Origin of the sequence: uncultured Cyclobacterium sp., assembly GCF_963977555.1 — a bacterium.
Classification (GTDB): domain Bacteria; phylum Bacteroidota; class Bacteroidia; order Cytophagales; family Cyclobacteriaceae; genus Cyclobacterium.
This window is the reverse complement of record NZ_CAXBPD010000020.1, coordinates 96,119-115,567: the sequence shown is the minus strand read 5'-3', so window position 1 is coordinate 115,567 and position 19,449 is coordinate 96,119. Positions and strand designations below refer to the sequence as shown.

13 protein-coding genes are annotated in these 19,449 nt (G+C 40.7%); 2 read left to right on the top strand and 11 right to left on the bottom strand.

All coding sequences use genetic code 11. From position 1 onward, the window contains the following. Positions 1–274: 274 nt before the first annotated feature. Entirely contained in the window at positions 275–646 is a 372-nt protein-coding gene (locus AAC073_RS20730; RefSeq protein ID WP_339925728.1) for an amidohydrolase family protein, read from the top strand. Positions 647–1,089: 443 nt separating this feature from the next. Beyond that, positions 1,090–2,265 carry a hypothetical protein gene (locus AAC073_RS20725; RefSeq protein WP_339925727.1) on the top strand — a complete coding sequence of 392 codons (1,176 nt, stop codon included), beginning with the start codon at positions 1,090–1,092 and terminating at the stop codon, positions 2,263–2,265. Positions 2,266–2,547: 282 nt separating this feature from the next. On the opposite strand, the gene AAC073_RS20720 is transcribed toward AAC073_RS20725, so the two are convergent. The 11 genes from AAC073_RS20720 to AAC073_RS20670 form a co-directional block, all read right to left on the bottom strand. Then, on the bottom strand, positions 2,548–3,765 hold the full coding sequence (locus AAC073_RS20720; protein ID WP_339925726.1) for a M56 family metallopeptidase: 1,218 nt from the start codon (positions 3,763–3,765) through the stop codon (positions 2,548–2,550). Further along, positions 3,762–4,127, bottom strand: coding sequence for a BlaI/MecI/CopY family transcriptional regulator (locus tag AAC073_RS20715; protein ID WP_339925725.1), 366 nt, complete (start codon positions 4,125–4,127; stop codon positions 3,762–3,764). The genes AAC073_RS20720 and AAC073_RS20715 overlap by 4 nt, the downstream gene beginning before the upstream one ends. Before the next feature lie 924 nt (positions 4,128–5,051). Further along, entirely contained in the window at positions 5,052–6,536 is a 1,485-nt protein-coding gene (locus AAC073_RS20710) for a neutral/alkaline non-lysosomal ceramidase N-terminal domain-containing protein (RefSeq protein WP_339925724.1), read from the bottom strand. Between the two features lie 18 nt (positions 6,537–6,554). Next, positions 6,555–7,469, bottom strand: coding sequence for a TIM barrel protein (locus AAC073_RS20705; RefSeq protein WP_339925723.1), 915 nt, complete (start codon positions 7,467–7,469; stop codon positions 6,555–6,557). A gap of 25 nt (positions 7,470–7,494) precedes the next feature. Beyond that, a complete protein-coding gene (locus AAC073_RS20700) occupies positions 7,495–8,343 on the bottom strand; it encodes a sugar phosphate isomerase/epimerase (RefSeq protein ID WP_339925722.1) in 849 nt (282 codons plus the stop codon). Between the two features lie 32 nt (positions 8,344–8,375). Further along, positions 8,376–11,399 (bottom strand): PVC-type heme-binding CxxCH protein, encoded by a 3,024-nt coding sequence (locus tag AAC073_RS20695; RefSeq protein ID WP_339925721.1) that lies wholly within the window; start codon positions 11,397–11,399, stop codon positions 8,376–8,378. A gap of 50 nt (positions 11,400–11,449) precedes the next feature. Then, positions 11,450–12,967 carry a hypothetical protein gene (locus AAC073_RS20690; protein WP_339925720.1) on the bottom strand — a complete coding sequence of 506 codons (1,518 nt, stop codon included), beginning with the start codon at positions 12,965–12,967 and terminating at the stop codon, positions 11,450–11,452. Positions 12,968–12,972: 5 nt separating this feature from the next. Then, a complete protein-coding gene (locus tag AAC073_RS20685; RefSeq protein WP_339925719.1) occupies positions 12,973–14,445 on the bottom strand; it encodes a hypothetical protein in 1,473 nt (490 codons plus the stop codon). A 49-nt stretch (positions 14,446–14,494) separates the two neighbouring features. Further along, complete coding sequence (locus tag AAC073_RS20680; protein ID WP_339925718.1) at positions 14,495–16,033, bottom strand: hypothetical protein; 1,539 nt, start codon at positions 16,031–16,033, stop codon at positions 14,495–14,497. A gap of 105 nt (positions 16,034–16,138) precedes the next feature. Beyond that, positions 16,139–17,728 carry a hypothetical protein gene (locus tag AAC073_RS20675; RefSeq protein ID WP_339925717.1) on the bottom strand — a complete coding sequence of 530 codons (1,590 nt, stop codon included), beginning with the start codon at positions 17,726–17,728 and terminating at the stop codon, positions 16,139–16,141. Between the two features lie 93 nt (positions 17,729–17,821). Next, positions 17,822–19,447 carry a RagB/SusD family nutrient uptake outer membrane protein gene (locus AAC073_RS20670; RefSeq protein ID WP_339925716.1) on the bottom strand — a complete coding sequence of 542 codons (1,626 nt, stop codon included), beginning with the start codon at positions 19,445–19,447 and terminating at the stop codon, positions 17,822–17,824. Between the last annotated feature and the right edge of the window lie 2 nt (positions 19,448–19,449).

Genomic DNA, 19,449 nt, shown 5'->3' with positions numbered 1-19,449 from the left:
AATGGCTGATTTTGGCCTTTGCTATGGTGTATTGATCAATCCCCGCTACTAGGGCTGGGACAATTCCTACATGCCCAATTGCCTAAAGGTCTATCTCAATCATTTCGTAGCCCATGGCCTACTAAATCCTGAGAATCCTAAAATTGTAGAAAACCTAAAATACTGGGTGAATGAACATGATTTTAAGGGTATGCAATTCAGCCCAATTTATCACCCCAAATCCACTTGGTAGAATTCACCCACTCATTACCCATTATGGAAAGAAGCTGAAAGATTGGGAGTTGTTTTCAATTATTATATTCTGCCCCATCAAAAGCCAATGCTGGAAGACATGGCTGAAAGGTTTCCAGGCGTAAAAATTGTTATAGACCATGCTGGTAAAGCAGACTTAAAAGCTGCAAATTGCTGGGAGGAGTTTAGAAAGCATTTTAAATTGAAACGTTTTCCTCAGGTTTGGATAAGCAATTCTGAACCTTATGAGATGTCGGAAATAAAAGAATACCCCTATGAGGACACGCTCCCATTTTACAAGACCATCTATGTCCTGAACAGCTTATTTGAGGCACAGGTTATCCAAGTGGGAATTACCAATGGAAAAGGAACTAGAGTTTGTAGAAAAATATTTCTCCTTTTACACGGAAGATGACAAAGACTTATTAATTGGAAAAAATGCACTAAAAATCTGGAATATCCAAATAGGGTTTGACACCGAGAATATAGCTAACCATCCATGGTGTGTTTCCTCATGAAAGCGAATTTTTACCGGTGCTTGAGCAGAATCAAAGGCAGAGGAGCCAAAACGGTGGCTGAGAGCAGCCGACGCTTTAACGGTGGCTGAGCGGAGCCGAAGCCTTAGTTACACGATTGCAAGTTGAAAGGAATTATAAATTCCAGAAGACAGGAAAGTTTAATTGCATTACGCCTTGGCAGGGAGCTGAAACCTAATTTCAAGATCGCGTATACATTTTATGTTTTTATAATTTTCTCAAAGAGAAAGGAAAGCTATTTACGGTCAAAGTTAACCTATAAAAGTATTATTTTTTATTTACATTACAAATCAATAATTTTAATCTGAAAGAATAACAAATTATGAAACAATTTGTACTCACCATTTGCTTTTTTATATTAAGCCAGACACTATTTTCTTATTCTCCCAACTGCAGAGACTTAAAAAAATGGATTTCTATCGCAGATGAAATTTTACCGGAAGAAAAAAACAAGGTACGCCTAGAAAAAGATTTTGTTCGGGTTTATGCCATTGCCTACCACGATGTATATTTCAAACCCATATTTGGTAAATCGTATGCGCAAATGTCCTCAGAGGAAAAAGAAGCTATATATAAAAAACTAAACAAATGCGCTAAAGACATCTGGGTAATACATGGCTTATCGAAAGGATTTAGGCACAATGTTCAATACAAGAATCTCTGGTATTCATCCATAGTAGGGATCAATAGGATGACAATCGAACAACATCGCCAATGGCAACAAAAGAGACAAGCTCGATTAGATAGAACGCTCAACCCAACTCCAGAAGATCTTAAGAAATACCGAGATCGAAAGAATTTGCAACGTCATATAAATAAAATTAGAGCTCAAGAAGAGGCCGATAAAAGAGCTAAGGCCCGAGCTAATGTCCCGATTGAAACCCTACGCAAAGAAGCACATCAAATGGAAAGTGTGCTTAACCCAGTCAAACACCTTGATGCACCAAATTTTGAATTCAAAGGCTACAAAAACTCGAAATTTCTAAAACAAATTTACAATGGGGAATTCACTAACCTTAACATTTCTTCTCTCGGGGAAATGTTCAATCTTTCTCTTGATGAATCCTTGGAACTAACACGAACCATTCAGAAACGAGTAGATTGGCTATATTCTTATTTGAATTACTTTTCTGATATTTGCGCCCAAAACAATCCTGAGAATTTCACGGAATTTTCTCCACAGTATATATATACAGATACAGACATAAATGGAAGGCAAACTGAACGTATAGGAAGCAAAAAAACCTACTATATCAAAGCCCAATTTTATAAAATATTTAAAGATATGGATGAAAATCAAGCTGCTGATCAAGGCCTTGGGTTTTTGACCCGTATCGACAGAACTGACGAAATTTTAAAAGAAATGCCCGAAGATTTGAAAAGATTATTTACAGAATTTGGTTGTGACCACCCCATCCTTCAAAAACTAGAAGTCAATTTATTTTTGGCAGTTAAGGGAAAATCTCCTCTTCAAAAATTGATCCCACTTATGGATTAAAACGAAAGTCCTAATTTGTAAATAAAGTAAATTAACCACAGGAAGGAATAAGAATGTTTTTTGGTAACTTACTCTATGGAAAAGTCAAAATGGTAAAAATAGACACGGTGACTGAGCAAAGCCAAAACGGTGGCTAAGCGGAGCCGAAGCCTTAGTTTCGGTGTCGTAATCGATTGGCGCACGTCAATGGAATTACAAAGCCCACGAGATAATAAGTTGTAATTTGCAATTACAACTAGAAGAACCTTATCTACGACATTATCGTAGATAAGGTCAATTTTTTTATTCTTTAAGGTAGGTCAAACGGATTTTGCCTTCTATTTTTCCCTCAGGAGTATCCATTGAAACTTTATGAACTGTAACCAAACGGGTATTTGTAACTTCTTCAATAAGGTATTCCTCCTTATTACCATCTTGATCGTTAAGCACCAGATTTTGTCCCTCATAATTCCAGTTTCCTTTGCCGTTCATGGTTTGGGTGGCATCCAAAATACGGTAGGTTTTATTTTCATTCAGAATCAATTTACCATCCATATGGAGTTTTTCACCACCTTCCACTAAAGCTTTTAAGTAGGGACCCTCTTCTAATGTAAATTCAAAATCAGAACCTACCCAGGTACCTATCACATTTTTTGACTGCTCTGCGGTATTCATTGAAAATAATCCGAGCATCAATATCAATAGAGGAACACTCATAAAATACCTCCATTTTTCTAAATTTGTCGATTTGCATTTGTTCATCATAATTATTCGATTTTTGATTTGAAATTGATTAAAACTATTTATTACTAAATTATGCTTGTTTTGAATTAAATTGTTCACCAGTATTTTACCGTAAATTTTAGGACTGTTTGTATGAATCACTTTATTATCTGCCTGGTATTCATGAACTTCTCTTAAAGAAAGTTCAACTAAGTAAACAAATGGATTAATCCACAGTAAGGATTTTACAAAATGTAAGAAGAGTAAATCCCAGGAATGCCCCTGGCGAACATGCTCTGATTCATGCAAAAGAATTTGTTGATGACCAGTGCTTTTAAGGTCAAAAGCGGGCATCAGGATCTTATTGAATATAGAAGAGGGATTAAAGTAAGGAAAGACATAAACCTTTATCCCTCTAAATGATTGAACTTTTGCACGTTTAATCTTCCTGAATACCAAATATATACCAACACCAAAAATTAAAAGTTTTGCCAGGGCTACACTAACATAGAGATATCCAAATGCCTGAGATATTGAAGTTATTGGTAAAGAACTTGATCCTTGAACAATGTTTTCAACAGGATTATTAGACAAGATATAAGCTTGTATGGGAACTGTTTCGTATAAGGCTAGATCTATTTCTAACAAGGGAAATAGCAGGGACAAAACCATTCCTGCTAACAGGAATATCCGGTTCCACCCAAAAAAAGTAAGGTTCCTGAGAAAAAGCCAATATACCAGCCAAACAAGGGACAAGCATATGCTTGCTTCCAAAAGAAAATTCCAAAATGGGCTCATAATTTGCCTCCCTTCTCTATTAATTTGTTTACTTCTTCCAATTCTTTACTGGTCAGTTTCTTTTCCTTTACCAGAAAAGACAAAACATTATCAACCGAACCCTCGAAAAAATCTTTAATGATGTTATTAAATTTTTTCTTTTTATACTCCGACTCCAAAACTTTTACAAAATACTCATGGGTTTTACCATAGGTCTTATGTCCAAGGTAATCCTTTTTCTCCAGTGATTTTATGGTAGAGGCCAATGTGGTGTATGGTGGTTTAGGTTCAGGCAATTGATCCAGAATATCCCGGACAATCCCCTTTTTAATCTTCCAAAATACGCGCATGGCCTGTTCCTCCTGTGGTATCAAATCTTCCATATTTCGAATATAATTTGTTAAAATTAGAAAACCTACGATTTCATCATTTTATTACGATATAGTCGTAGGTTTTTCATTTTTTACTCTTGCAAGATAAACCTACCTCCTCTATTAGCTGTTCATTTCGGAGAATTTGAGGACATAAATTTTAATTTGGGGTATAAGAGGGAGAAACTTATAAAACCTGCTGACTAGATTTGGATGAAATTTGTTAGCATTGTTACGTATAAAAAGCGGCAACACCTAGAAATAAAATCATTGCTATCTAGTTTAAACATTAAATCCTGTCAATAAAGATTGTTTAAAAAGATATTCAAATGATCTTTACATAATGCTTTAGATTCAAAACTTCTTTAAAAAAATAAAAACCAAAGTTCCAATTATCTATTGACTCTTGGACAACTAATGAAGGTATCCATAAAATATAGGATGAAAATGGGGCAGGGAAATCAACGCTTTTCAAAACAATAGTAGGCATCCAAACTATTCAAGGGAAAAAATTCTATTAGAGAAAACAGATTTTAAAAAGGATCTGTTAACATTCCGCAAAAAGGTCAATTATGCTGAAGTAGATCCCCTTTACCCAGAATTACTAAGTTTGAGTGAGCTTATCTTTTTTGTAAGCAAAGCAAAAAATGCATTATCGGATCGAATTGAATATTTGAAATCGGTCTTCGAGGTTGGTAATTTTATGAAACAACTGGTTACTATCGCCAAAACTTCAGCTTTCTGATCATAATTGGTTTTCCAATCTAAATGGAATTATAATTCACATAGAAGAAAAGATATATTAGCAAATTAAATTTAGAGGGGGCCGAATTGTCTTAAATCCGATAAATAATACCTTTGATAACAAAAATCTTCACCACGAAGCGAATCTCCCTTCATGGTGAAGTCAAAAAATTTAGGTAAAAGATACTTTCACTATTTCAAATCCCCCAACAAATCCAACAATTGCGCGGTGATCTTGTCTGAAGCCACTTCTTCTACCCTATTGGTGGACAACCATGTTTCGTAACCACCCAATTTATGTTGTGCCGGAGTGGGCAAGTAGCCATAAAGGCCATTGGCCAGGGCTATGGTAAAATGGTCTTTCATTGGGCTTTTTTCTTTCAATTCTAAGCCTATCTCTACAAAGGTTTCAAAAGGAATGGCTCCTATACTCAAATCCCCAATTTTAAAACCTTGTATGATTACATCAATGTCATCCGGAAAAGTTTCCATCTGCTTGATCCTTGCAGCATAGGTTTTTTCAAGACTATGTCTGCCCTCTACAGATTCCGGTCTGGCAATTACTTCTTCAACAAATTTTGCCAATTCAGGGCTTGGCTTTCTTACTTTTAAGTTTAAATAGGCTTGTTTAGCACCCAAAGGCACCCAATCTTCATAGTTGATGTCATGGTATCCTTTCATTACTGCCTTGGCCACATCATCTGCTACCAGTTTCATTTTACCATAAGGTGGATGGTCCACTCTAGGCCCCCTGAAGTTGATGTTGTTAATGTCTCCTGAAGTGCCATTTGACATCATGGCGACAAAGCCAGGATTTTGACGATCTGCCCCAAGCAATTCCTGCATTTTGTCAGCAAACATCCCAAAATAATCAGCAGATATTTCACCATTAGGAACACCACCTACGTAATGAAGGGAGTAATTGGCAAGAAGTGCCAAAGGCCTTCCATCAATGGCTTGGATGGAAAGGTAAGATACTTCAGGATCCGTAGGGCCGGCAGGTTCCAAAAGGTTTGGGTTCCCTACGCCTGGATTCATTTTGGCAATATCAGTACCACCCAATGGATTTGGATTCGGTGTACCTGGTTTCAATTTCCATCTTCTGTTGAACACATGCTGGGGTACATCCACGGATCCCCAACCAATTCTGGCCGGTTCCAAATTTCTTAAGGCTACCTGAACTCCATCTGCTATTCTGCTCGCCATAAATGCTTGGTAGTCATCCAAAGGAGCACCTTTATGCCACTCTCTCCCTTTATCGCCTTCTCCACGGGCACTCGTGGCAGAATGGGTATGAGTTGAGGCTATCATTACATTTGAAGCTGGTATTCCTGTCGCTTCCTCAATGGTTTCTTTGGCTGTATCAAAAACATCCTGATCGACGCCCACATTATCTACCGTTACTATAACCAGTTTGGTTTCTCCATCATCTAGTACTACACTTCTGGCATACAGTTCGTCATGAATGTAATCTGCAGGGGGAGAATTCCACCCACCGATAATTGGACCCCCTAGTTTTGGGGTAATGTTACTTTTATGGGCGCCGGCTTGAAAAAACCTGTTTCCCTGGGAATAAGCAGGGATGCTAATCAGGTAGGCCAAAGCGACCATGCAGACGGTTATTCCGTGATTCCTAAGCTCCCTTCGGAACAGCATAATTTTTTTTGATAACATCATTTTCATAGTTTTAAATAATTATGAGGGGTCAACTTGTTTGTATGCTTCTAAAACTGCTAGTTCTCCAGCTTTCCCGGGTTTACTGGAACCATGTTCCAGACCTAAAAACCCACGGTAACCTTTGTCCCAAATATGTTGCAATAAATTTTTGTAATTGATTTCACCCGACATGGGCTCAAAACGGCCTGGGGTATCTCCTATTTGAAAATAAGCAATTTGATCCCAAGCGTAGTCAATGCTGGGCATGAGGTTTCCTTCCTGTATTTGCACATGGTAAACATCGCAGAGGAGTTTGACACTCGGACTGTCTACCGCCTTGGCCATGGCATAAGACTGAGGCAGTGAATGCAAAAACATGCCCGGATGGTTTATTTTATGATTCATGGTTTCCATCACCATCACCAATCCATGAGGTTCATAGATTTCTGCAATCCGCTTTAAAAGTTCTGTTGCATTGGCCAATTGAAAATCCCAAGGCAACTTTGGATCTGCCATTCCCAAAACATTGTGAATAAACTTGGTATTCATTCGCTTGGCCACTTCCACAGAGGCCTTAACCTCTTTAAGCACATTGTCTCTGATACTTTCATTCCTTCCTGCAAAAGTCACTTGCTTAAAATCCATGGTACCTACAAATTGGCCAAATTCCATCCCCAGTTTTTGAAGAGTATCGCTGATACGTTTTTGTTCTTCTAATGGGCGTCTTTGCAAAAAAGTACATTCCCAAGCGTGAAAACCATTGTCATGTCCCCATCGAATCTGATTTTCAGGGGCTTTCCCGGCTATTTCAGCAAACAACCCGAAATCAGGTGAAAATTTCATATTAAAAGGGCTGGCCTTTGCTACTGCCTCTCTCCCTAATGGCAAACTAAGCCCAGCAAAAGTAGCGGCACCTGCAACAAGGCTATTCTTAAAAAAAATTCTCCGTTTCATAGTATTGGTTTATTTTGGGTTTAAATCAAGGAGTCAGGTTGCCAAAATACTGGACAGCATGCTTGACATCTTCAAGATTGTCCTCCATTTTGTGTTCACACTCTGCATAAATCTCACCATCAAACTGCTGCCTTTTAAGCTCTTTGACTACTCCTTCGAAATCAATAATTCCTTCACCTACCATCACATCTTTGGCAGATTGTTTGGCAGCATCCAGGTCCTTGAGGTGTATGCTAATAAGGTGGCCCTCCAGCTTTTTAAGGCTTTCTATTGGGTTTAGCCCACTTCTAGTCCAATGTCCTAAATCCCCACAAGCACCAAAATTAGGATGGTTTTTAATGGCTGACAGAACAGAATCTGGATGCCAATAAATGGAACCGGCTTCTTTGGAATGCTGGTGTAGGGCGATCTTGACCTTATACTCTCCGGCAAGCTGGTCAACCATGTCCCAATTTTCTCTTTTTGGTTCCGCTACCAGGTACTGGATTTTTAAAGATTTGGCCAGCTCAAAAGCCTTTTGCCAACTTTCCTTGTCATTCGCTTTGCCAACGTACATGGATTTCATTTTCAATCCATTGGCTTTCAAAAGTTTCCTTACCGCCTTTGCATCTGAAGGGCTGAGGTCCGACATGGTTTTTTCACCAAAATCCCCACCAAGCTTATGAAAATCAAAGCCCTCAACGTAATTTACGCCGGTGGTTTTCGCTTTTTCCAAAGTGACTGGAAAAGGGAACCTATTAAAGGAGTACAAAGCAACCCCAATGTTCCAATCACTTTTTTTAAGGGACAATTCATGTGCAGGCTTTTTTACCATACTTGCCAAACCAAGCAACAATACAGGCAAAGCGATAAACACCCAATATTTTTTAAACATAGTTTTCTATTTTGCTAATGATGAATTATTTTTTATTCTGAATTGCGTATAAAGGCCATTAAGTCAGCAATTTTTTGCTGGTCAAGCTGTCCTGCCAAGCCCGGCATGAGTGACATATTCATTCCCTTAATGGATTCAATATCTTGTCTGTTAATTGATTTTTCAATTCCCGGCGAAGTTCTGAGACTAATGGCCGCTGAGGTTTCATTCATGATCATGCCTTGAATTGTCTCACCATCACTAAGGGTTACTTCCCATAAATCAAAACCCGGGGCAATCGACAAATTGGGATCTAAAATATTTGCCATAAGGTCTTTAGGATGCCAGTTGTGCAAGGTGCCCAGGTCTGGGCCAAAGGCCACACCGCTCTTCCCTCTAAATTGATGGCATAGGGCACAATTTTCTAGGTATACTGATTTCCCAGCAATGGGGTCTCCATTTATTTCCAAGGCCTTCTGGTAGTTTTTATTGATCTCCTCTCCTTCATCTTTGGTCAATAATTCCCTGGCAAAATTTCGGGTTGGCTCGTCACCATTGTTCATTAGTTGCACCCGCATTTTCCAGCCTATTGCTTCCGTTGGAATTTTTCCTGACTGAATGGAAGTTAACAATAGTTTAACCCGATCTACATCACTCATGAAAGTAGTTAAAGCGACCTCCCTAATTTCATGCGTTAAAGAACTCCATTTAGTAAGCACATATTCTTGCACCACTGTTCCTTCTATATTTCCTAGCGCTTGCATGGCTGCTATTTGTAGAACAATGGGTTCAGTAGTAGCTATCATACCTTTCAACTGCTCCGCATATGGGGCAACATCACCTTTTGGAAGAAACCTGAGCACCTCTGCTCTTCTTTCCTCAGGAATCGATTGATCTGTGGCGATGGCCATGGCTTTTTCCATGCTGGCTTTTAGCAAGACTTCGTCCTTAAAGTCCATAGTTTGGATCAGGTTTAAGGCAGCCTTTCTTAGCTTGACATCCTGATGCTCAAAAAAGGCAAACACAATTTTATCCAGGTAAGGAGAAAGCGCTTCTTCATTCTTTTCGTTCCGCTTAATCCCAGCAGCTATTCCCTCCAGGACAGGTGCTTCCCAGCCTTTACCACCTGATAAATTGAGGGCAGATTGAAGCAATTTTTCTGCTTCATCTTCATTTTCGTTTGCTGTAATCATGGCTGTTAATCTGCGAATCAAACTGCCATAAGCAGGCACATCCTTGTCAAAACGCTTAAGTACCGTTTGGAGCAATGGTGTAGTTTTGGAAGAAGAGGCAGACAATGCTGCAATTTGTACCCATTCATCTGACAAGTCTCGAAACAGCAATTCTTCCGCTACTTGCGCCGCTTCAGGTGTCTCTATAAATCCTAGCGTACAGAGCAGTTGAAACCTTACCCTGGCATTTGGATCCGCCTTTAATTTAAGCAATTCGGCTATCAATTCACTCGATTCACTTAGATGCATTTCGGCCAGTTTAATGGCATTTTCCCTGACCCCAGCTTCTGGGTCACCAAGCGCATTGATAATAAGATCGGTGCTCAACCCTTTTAGGCCTTCTAAAGTCCATAAAGCATGCAATCTTCCTTCAGCAGAAGCTTGGTTAATGGCCATTTCTTCCAAATCCGGAAATACTTCTTGACTTTGGGCAGTGACGAGTAGTCGCTGAGCATTGTTTCTCCACCAGTTGTTTTTACTAGCAAGGTGTTTGACCCATTCTTGAGGGCTTTCGTCCCCAAAAGTTAATCCTGAAGTCCAATCTGCCTTCCCTGTTCCTTCAGGAGTAATTCTATAGATTCTTCCCATACCTACCCCATCAGATAATCCACCAGCAGCGACGGCTTCATCAGACATCCACTCAGGATGCTCTATTATCCTGCGGTAATAATCCAGCACATACAAAGCTCCATCAGGTCCCACATACATGTTTACTGGTCTGGACCAGGAATCTTTGGAAGCCAGAAACTCCTTGTTATCACTTAGCCTTTCTGCAACGAAAGTGGCTCCTTTTTCCTTTAAAATATCCACATGAACCAGGTTACTTACAGATTCGGCAACAAATACAGCCTTGTCAAATGGGGCTGGAAAAGCTCCACCTAGGTAGGCCGTCAAGCCGCTAGAAGAAGTAGTCAGCCCAACCGGAGTAAAAAGTTGTCGATCCGGGTTGGTCGTTATTTGAAAAACTTCTGCCTCTTTACCATGGTCAGAAATAGATTCACTTGCGTTGGAAACTATTAATCCGGGATTTCTAGAAAGGTATGGCGCAGCGATCACCTCATGGTATATATGGTTTTGATTGTGGGTCAATAAATACCTACCCCAACGGTCATAAGTATGACCAAACTGAGACCGGGTGGATGCCAATTCAGCCACTTGAATGTCTGGTCTGAATCGAACTGAATGTCCATTGGCATTTTTAGGTAACTCAGTGCTTCCTTGACTGTTTGGGAAAACAATTGTGGTTCCTTTGTCCCCAAACTCTTCCTCATATTTTCTGGTACCAATATGGCCTAGATGAGACAGATGTATCCAGTTGTCTAATCCATATACCGGATTGTTTACATTGACATGGGGATTTGAAAGGGAAAACCCAGTCATCATGACCTCTCTAACATCTGCTACTCCGTCTCCGTCAGTATCTTCCAGATACAAAACGTCTGGTGCATCAGTAATTAATACCCCATTTTTCCATCTTAAAATACCATTCGGCAAAACCAGGTTGTCTGCGAAAATGGTGCTTTTATCCATTACCCCATCATCATCTGAATCTGACAGCAATTTGATCCTGCCCGTACCGCTTTTGTCTATCGGGTAACCGGGCATTTCCACCACATACAATCGCCCAAATTCATCAATTTCCATGTCCACCGGATCACTGACCAGAGGTTCATTGGCAATTAATTCCATTTGGAAACCTGGTGCGAGCTCGAAAGAGGCAACACCATCCTCTGGGGCAACCGATCCATGGGTAGAAGGTCCGCTACTGGTTCCTCCACATGCTTGTAAAAAGATGGCCGAGAGGCAAGAAAAAATAACATGGTAACTAAATCTTGTGTTTTTCATTCTATTGTTTTACTAAATTCTCCATTACGCTTTTTGCTATACTATTGGAGCTACAATTTTTTCTTTAAGCGAACAGCATTCTCCTCATCCCAAAACCTATCCATAATCGCCAGGGTTCTATCCACGAGCACCTGCCCCCCTTCTGCACCTACTACATTGCTTTGGCAAACGGCACTGTAGCCACCACCTGCAATGGCTTTGTCTGTAGGTAAATACGTTCCTGGACCTGCTAACTGAACCACGAAAGTTTGTACAGCCTTGCTCCTGGCTTGAATGCGAATACCGTAATCAGTAAACAACTCAAATTGATTGGTAGCGATGGCTGCATCACCGATTCGTAATACGTGTATCTCTGAAGTGTAGGTAGCTTCTGGGTTTTTCTGCTGTGCCTTATACCTTTTTAAAACATCTCCAAACCAAGTCATTTTGGCGTAAAGCAACCTTGCTTTGTCCGGATCTGCGGCTATTTGTTCCTGACAATCTTTGACTACCTTTTCTGATTCTATGTATTCTTCTTTTGTAATGATACGCATTGGTAGTTCCAGGTTTTCCATTTCATGGTGAAAAACCACGTTGCTATGACGGTCATTTTTCACGATTTCATAGGTGTTTTCCACTGCCCTTATGATTCGTTCGGCAATGTCATCCATTCGTGTCTTTTGGGAGAGCTCTTGCATTCTAGCCAATCCAGCTTTTCTGTACATGCTGTGCGGCGATTGATCACCTGCAGCACCAATCCAACCTAAAACACTCACATTCTCTCCGAAACGGTCTTTTAATTTCTCTCTAACTGGATGCCAATAGTCAGCATTTACTGTGGTCTTGTGTTCAAACTCCTGCGCGGGACAAGCCACATCCACACTCATGGCTAATAACTCATCCGCTTCATTCCAAAAGAATAAGGCGTTTATATCATGGTCTTCATAGCCTTCAAGGTTTTGAAATTCCTCCTTGTTGGTGTTTCCATACATTACACTTGTTCCATCTTTGTAAACCGTACGTCTATTGTATCCTACGGCAGCACGTTCCATGCCCCAAGTAACACTTCCTTTGCCACGGTTCGCCCAAGCTTCCTCGATGGCATCGGCGACATTGCTAACAAACAGCGCCCTGTAGTCCTTCACTATGGTGACTCCCTCTTTGGGAATTGGATAGATAAAAGAGGATTCTTCCAGATCATCCTCCAAAACGGGCGCGGTATGGGTATGTGTGGCACTAACAATGATTTTATTTACATTAAAGCCAGGAATTCGCTTGGCTACCTCGTCTCTAAGTTCCTTACGCAAACGGGCGGAAATATACACCAGGTCACAAGAAACAAATACAGCCGTATCCAATCCAGTTTGACCCTCCCTTGACTCGATGGCTACTATTCCAGCATACAGAGGGGTATCCGCTGTCTCTGCAATTCTCATGTGAAACTGCCCCATTAGCGCCACAGGTAATTTGGGGCTAATGTCTGCTGTAGCTGCTCCCAGGTACAAATCATTGGCCTGCAAAGGCACATTTAACCAAAAGGCCAGTGCCAGTAACATACATAATCTCACCATACTTTTATTGTTAGTCATTTGCTTTATTTGTCCCATAATTGATCAATCACTTCCAATGTTCTGTCAACCAAAACCTGTCCTCCATGAGGTCCTACTATATTGCTGTGAATAATGGCACTATAAGCCCCACCATTTACGGCACGCTGCGTCGGTAGATAAGAGCCCCAATCAGAGCTACCTGCAAGCTGTATTACAAAGGTTTGTAATGCTTTGCTTCTGGCCATTATCCGTATGCCAAAATCCGAAAACAGTTCAAATTCATTGGTACAAATGGCAATGTCTCCCAACCTGATCACATGCAGGTCCATAGGATACATTGGCTTGGGGTTTTCCAATTGCTGCTCGTAGCGTTTTACTGTTCTATCTTGCCAGTTCATCATCCGATAAAGCGCATCTGCTGCCTTTGGATCCTCAGCTATTTGGTCTTTTGCATTTTGAACAAATGCTTTGGCTTCTAAATAGTTTTTTTCGGTTACCCACCTTTCCGGCAGAAGCAATTCTTCCACATGGTGCTCAAAAATTAGCTCCGAATGCCTTTCTGCAGCCACTGCAGCAAAAGATTCATCTACGGCAAGGTTTATCCGCCGCGCCAGCTCATCTACCCGACTTAGGTTTCTTAGGTTACGCATCCTGTCATCTGCGGCCTTGCGGTACCTCATGTGGGGAGTAATATCTCCGGCAGCAGCTGCCCAACCTAAAACATTGACATCTTCGCCATATTTTGCTTTGATACCTTCTCTCACCGGATGCCAGTAATCTGCATTGACAGCATATCGCCCCTCTACTTCTTGTGAAGGACTGGCAATTCCTACAACTACCGTCGTTAGCTTTCCTTTTTCATCCCAAAAAAAGAGTGTATTGACATTGTGGTCTTCTGAACCTTCAAAACTTCTAAATTCGGGTAAATCTGTTTTACTGCTCATACCGGATGTGCCATCGGAATAAACAATTCGGCGGTTATAACCTGCCACAGCATACCCCATTCCCCAAGCCACAGAGCCTGGAGCTCTGTCTTCCCAAGCCTCAACAATGGCCCTACTTACTTTATCCACGAAAAAATCTCGATAGTCTTTAACCTGAGTCACCCCATTTTTTGGAATCAGGTATTCACCTTCCAAAGCCAATACAGGGGCTGTATGTGTATGGGTTGCATTTAGAAAAATTTTGTTTTCGTCTATATCCGGCAATTGCTTTTTGACCGCCTGCCTCACGAGCGCTACCAAATCAGTGGGGATATAAAGGGCGTCACAAGAAACCATAATGGCAAGATCTCCTTCTGCCCCTCTGGTTTCTAAAACCATAGCAGTAGCAATCAAAGGGGTTTCGGCAATTTCAGCAATCCGCAGATGGAACTGCCCCGTAACTGCTACAGGCAATTGCGGGCTGATGTCTACCGTACGAGACCCTATAAAAAGCTGCGAAGCCACAACAGAGGCAGCTTGTAAAAGGAATAAACAGGCTACTGTTACTAATTTTTTTAAAATTTTATTTACCATTTTACCGCAATTGAATTGTGAAGCATCTTGATCTCAATGAGTTTGTCAATTATTCTGGCCAAAGTTTATTGATCATTGCTACAGACCAATTTACTAAAAGCTGTCCTCCTTCAGGCCCTACTTCATTACTCTCTACAATCGCTGAATAATGACCTCCCCGAACGGCTTCTTTGGTCGGTAGATAATTTCCTGGCCCCACCAATTGAAGCACAAAAGTCTGCATGGCATTGCTTCTGGCTTTCATTTGGATCCCATATTCAGTAAACAACTCAAATGGATTGGTACAAATTACCACATCGCCAATTCGCAATGCATGAAGCTCTACCGGATACATGGGCTGTGGGTTAGATTTCTGAATTTCATAACGGTCTACTACTTTACTGTACCAGACAATTCTACGACTGAAAATTTGGGCGCTTTCGGCATCTTTCATGTCCTCAGCCCTCATTTTAAGGGCATGATTGTATTCTGTTTCAGTTACTAATCGCATTGGTAACTCAATATTGTTCACCTCATGCTTTAAAACAGGAGCTTCATGCTTGTCAATATTCACCGTTGCATAGGTTTCATCTACTGCCCGGATAATTCTTCCAGCGATCTCATTGAGATGGTATTCATTTCTGAAATTTACCTCACCAGTATGCTCAGCAAAATCAGGACTCTTTTTTTCGTTGCGCAATGCGATCATTCTCCATTCTGCAAATTCATCATACCTGGGTCTAGGCGTTTGGTCACCTGCGGCCCCTATCCAGCCTGCCACTACCAGTCTTTGACCATATTTTTCCTTTAGGCCTTCACGAACAGGGTGCCAATAGTCTGCATTTACGGTAGACCTATTTTCCACTATTTGTGCAGGGCTTGGCACATTGATACAAGTGGCTACAAATTCTCCCTTTTGGTTCCAAAAAAACAAGGATTGAATGGCCTGGTCTTCATAGCCTTCTACTTTAATGAAATTTGCTTCATGGGTACTTCCATACATTTTAGCGGAGCCATCTTCATAAACAGCCCTTCTATTATAGGCTACTTTCGCATGACTAATGCCCCAAGAAACACTACCTCGCTCACGCATGTTGTATGCTGAAAAAATGGTCTTAGCTACCTGATCTGATACAAATTTCAAATAATCCTTTACCTGTGTAACTCCTTCGGGAATGTTGTATCGATTGTCTCTCACAACTGCACCTGTATGGGTATGGGTAGCGTTTATAATAATTTTTTTTGTATCTAATTCAGGTAGGCTTTTTTTCACCTCCATTTGAATCATTTCTTTTAATTCCGTCGGAATGGTGACCATATCACAGGAAACCAATACTGTCGTGTTGGCCCCCTTTGATTCCAAAACTATGACATTGGCTGTCAATGGGGTTTCAGCAACTTTTGCAATACGGACTATCATCTGACCATCTACCGCTACAGGTAGCTTCGGGGTTATGTCCACAGTGGCCGCACCAACGTACAAATCCTGCCCATATACGCCGTTTGGGAACAACTGAAAAGTAATAAATATTGTAAAAAATGAAATGGCTAAAAATAGGTTTTTCTTAATTTTTGAAACTCGAAAATCGGTATGCGTTTGTTTTTCCATAATGATAAATTAATGATTAATTTTATTTATCAGGTCCGTTTTTATATGAAGCCTTGGTTTATATCCATGGCTGAAACTTTTCTGATTAAAATGGTATTTTACGCCTTACCACATGGATTTAATAATCGATAGTGTTTCGGCTACCAATTCATTTCCCCCTTTTGGACCCATTAGCGTACTCGCCGGAACAGCGCCATAGGCACCCCCTTCTATGGAGCGCTTGGTTGGTAAATAGGATCCTGACCCTGTAAGCTGAACAATGAAAGTTTGAATGGCTGGGCTCTGAGCTTTCATTTGCATGCCATAATCAAGGTAAAGCTCAAAAGGATTGGTTGCAAAAGCAGCATCACCTATCCTTACTACATGCACTTCTATGGGCATTTTAGGCTGTACATTTTCTAATTCATACCTTTCAGATACCACTAAGCCTCTTCTTAATTTGCTGTAGCTTATGGTAATGTCTCTATACCACCTAGGCGTTTCAATAATTGTTGGGTTGTCGCGAACCTCAGCCTTTAATTTGTCATATTCAGCCTGCCATGTTTTCGCCTCTTCAGTAGCCTCAACTACATCCTCTTCACGAAGTAGCCTCCTTGAAAGGGGTACCGTTTTCATTTCGTGTTTGAATACAGGTTGCCAATCTATATTGGCTTTCATTACAGGAAATAAATCAATTACTTCATCGGCTATTCGCTTGGCAATTTGCTTGCGTTGTCCTAGGCTGCCTCTGCCAGTTCCCTCTTCTTCAAAGCCTAAAAGATGTTGCATGCGTTCTTCGGCTTTTGAGCCTACCATTACATGAGGAGATTGGTCTCCTGCTGCACTGGCTTGCCCTAAAACATAAACTGAATCTCCTAAACTTTTTCTTATGGCCACTTTGGTGTCAAACCAAAAGTCTGCAGACAGTTTGTAGGAATGTTCACTTACCTGGGAGGGAGCGGCAACATTTACTATTACACCTGTCAATTGCTTGTTTAAATCCCAAAAATACATCAGGTTTAAGCTATGGTCTTCATGTCCTTCTATATGACTGAAATCTGGAGAATTTGTACTGCCATACATGCGTGATTTACCAGGTTTTAGGGCCTGAAGCCTATTTAAACCAACCACAGCATGCCCAAGTCCAAGGCTTATTCCGCCTAATTTTCTTTTTTCCCAGGCCTTGATAACTCCTTGTGCAATTCGGTCCGCTGCAAATGGAATATAAGCAGCTGGAGACATGGCTGGCTTGCCATCTGCCATTTGTTCCAGGCTTACCCCGTATATATCCTCTACCGAAGCAGTTGATGCTACATAAGGGCCTGCATGTGTATGGGTAGCATTAACAATTATTTGTTCTGGCAAAATGGAAGGAATGACTTTTATGACCCTATTCCTTATTTCATCTCTCAAATTAGCCGTAGCCCTCATCCCATCGCTGATTCCAACCAAGTCACAACTTATCCAAATCGTTTTCTCAGAATTTGTTCCATCTCCTGAGTCTAGTGCCAAAATTGTGGCTGTGACCGGATCCATCACCCCTTCAGATAGTCTGGCATGAAACTGTCCGGCAACCAATACAGGTAAATCTGGCGTAATGTCCGCTGTAGACCAGCCTACTTTTAAATGGTCTTCAACTTCTATTTTAGAAAACACCTGAATAGGAAATACAAGTATAAAAAATAGCACTAGGATTTGATGTTTAAAAGCAATCATCTTTGGGTTAATTTGAATTCTAAGAACAGTGCAGCAATCGCTGAATCCAGCCATCGCCACACTGAAATATTCACTAAATAAATCAAGACATTTTTAATCCCAACCTGGGTTTTGCGTAAGTTGAGGATTCAAGGAAAGTTCTTGAACAGGAATAGGATATAAATACAATTTATCATCCCATGTTCTGGTATTTCCAGGATAAATCACCCGATAGTCTCCTGTTTCAGGGTCTACGGCACCTAAATAAGTTAATGGGTTTTCTATAAGTCTTCCAGCTTTCCACCTGACAAGGTCTTCCCACCTGGTACCTTCTCCGGCTGTTTCAATTCTTCTCTCTCTACGGATCTCATTGATTAGTGGAGTCACAGGAACCTCCCAATCTGGCCAATTTGGGTCTTCAAAACCTACATTCATTTCTAAATGAGGCATGCCTACACGGTCTCTCAATAAATTAATGCTATTGTCCAGCACTTCTTGGGTAGCTTCGCCAAGTTCTGCTTTGGCTTCAGCATAGGTTACCAATAGTTTTCCGTATCTGTAGGTAAATACATCTATGGTTGATTGGTTTTGCAACCTATCCACCTCATAAGGTGAGTACCCCTTGGTAATGTAATAACTAGTGGTCACATAGTTATTGTCAAATTCTGGCATGGTGCGGTAATCAATGCTGCCATCAGAATAAATTCTATAAGGACGGTCTGGGACATAAATGGATTGCTTCATCCTTGGATCCCTGTCTACAAATTCATCTTCAAAATTCTGGTCTCCTTGGTACAAAGGGCTTAGGGCTATTGGCAAACCATCTTTACTCAAATAGGATTGTACAAAATCTTTGGTGTATCCGGTATGAGGTTCACCCAGGGATCTTACATTGTTGTGCATCCTTATTCCTGTGATAAACCTTTGAAAAAAGATGGCTTCAGGGTTACCTGTAAGGTTTTGCTGTACAAAAAGGTCAAAGTAATCTTGCTCCGGATTCCCAGTGGAGTATAGACTAAACATTCCTGAATTAATCACTGCCTCTGCAGCCTCCGCAGATTCAGCTAATATTGACTCATGATCACCTAAGCCATGGTATTTTCTAAAGGTTCCTTCAAATAGGCAAGCTTCTGCTTTAAATGTTAAAGCTACGTATTTGGTCAACCTATTTTCGCCAGATTCCTCTGGTAAGTTATCAATAGCAAAATCCAAATCGGCGAGCATATTATCAAATACAACCTTTCTGGAATCCCTGGCTTTCACCAAACCTTCAGAGTCAGTTTGTAAATCTACCTCATACCAAGGAACGTCACCAAAACGCTCGATCATTTTTTGGTAATAAAAAGCTTTAAAGAACCTGATCTCCCCTTCATACCTTAACACAAGGTCATCTTTCTCCATTGCACCTATTCTAGCCAATGCATAATTACATCGCCTAATAGGTTGCCAGTCACTTTTTCCCCAACCGCCTCCAGTAGCAGGGATTACATATTCACCCCAGAGGTAAGAATTTCTATCACCTGGCGCATTATTGTCTGAATTATCGTCAATTCTCCAATTCACCTGAGGGTTCCTCAAGTCAATATAAAATTGATTCGCATAAAGTTCAAGGTCAGTGGAGGTACTCCAAAACTGGGCATCACTAATCTGATCTAGTGGAAACCTTTCCAAATATTCATCATTACAGGCAGAAGCTACTACAAGTAATAGTACGGATATATATATAGTTATCTTTTTCACGA

Excerpts from the sequence above, each read along its gene's own strand:
- AAC073_RS20690 (WP_339925720.1), bottom strand. The coding sequence starts at position 12,967 with ATGACTAACAATAAAAGTATGGTGAGATTATGTATGTTACTGGCACTG.
- AAC073_RS20710 (WP_339925724.1), bottom strand. The coding sequence starts at position 6,536 with ATGATGTTATCAAAAAAAATTATGCTGTTCCGAAGGGAGCTTAGGAAT.
- AAC073_RS20675 (WP_339925717.1), bottom strand. The coding sequence starts at position 17,728 with ATGATTGCTTTTAAACATCAAATCCTAGTGCTATTTTTTATACTTGTA.
- AAC073_RS20715 (WP_339925725.1), bottom strand. The coding sequence starts at position 4,127 with ATGGAAGATTTGATACCACAGGAGGAACAGGCCATGCGCGTATTTTGG.
- AAC073_RS20700 (WP_339925722.1), bottom strand. The coding sequence starts at position 8,343 with ATGTTTAAAAAATATTGGGTGTTTATCGCTTTGCCTGTATTGTTGCTT.
- AAC073_RS20725 (WP_339925727.1), top strand. The coding sequence starts at position 1,090 with ATGAAACAATTTGTACTCACCATTTGCTTTTTTATATTAAGCCAGACA.
- AAC073_RS20720 (WP_339925726.1), bottom strand. The coding sequence starts at position 3,765 with ATGAGCCCATTTTGGAATTTTCTTTTGGAAGCAAGCATATGCTTGTCC.
- AAC073_RS20685 (WP_339925719.1), bottom strand. The coding sequence starts at position 14,445 with ATGGTAAATAAAATTTTAAAAAAATTAGTAACAGTAGCCTGTTTATTC.
- AAC073_RS20695 (WP_339925721.1), bottom strand. The coding sequence starts at position 11,399 with ATGAAAAACACAAGATTTAGTTACCATGTTATTTTTTCTTGCCTCTCG.
- AAC073_RS20680 (WP_339925718.1), bottom strand. The coding sequence starts at position 16,033 with ATGGAAAAACAAACGCATACCGATTTTCGAGTTTCAAAAATTAAGAAA.
- AAC073_RS20705 (WP_339925723.1), bottom strand. The coding sequence starts at position 7,469 with ATGAAACGGAGAATTTTTTTTAAGAATAGCCTTGTTGCAGGTGCCGCT.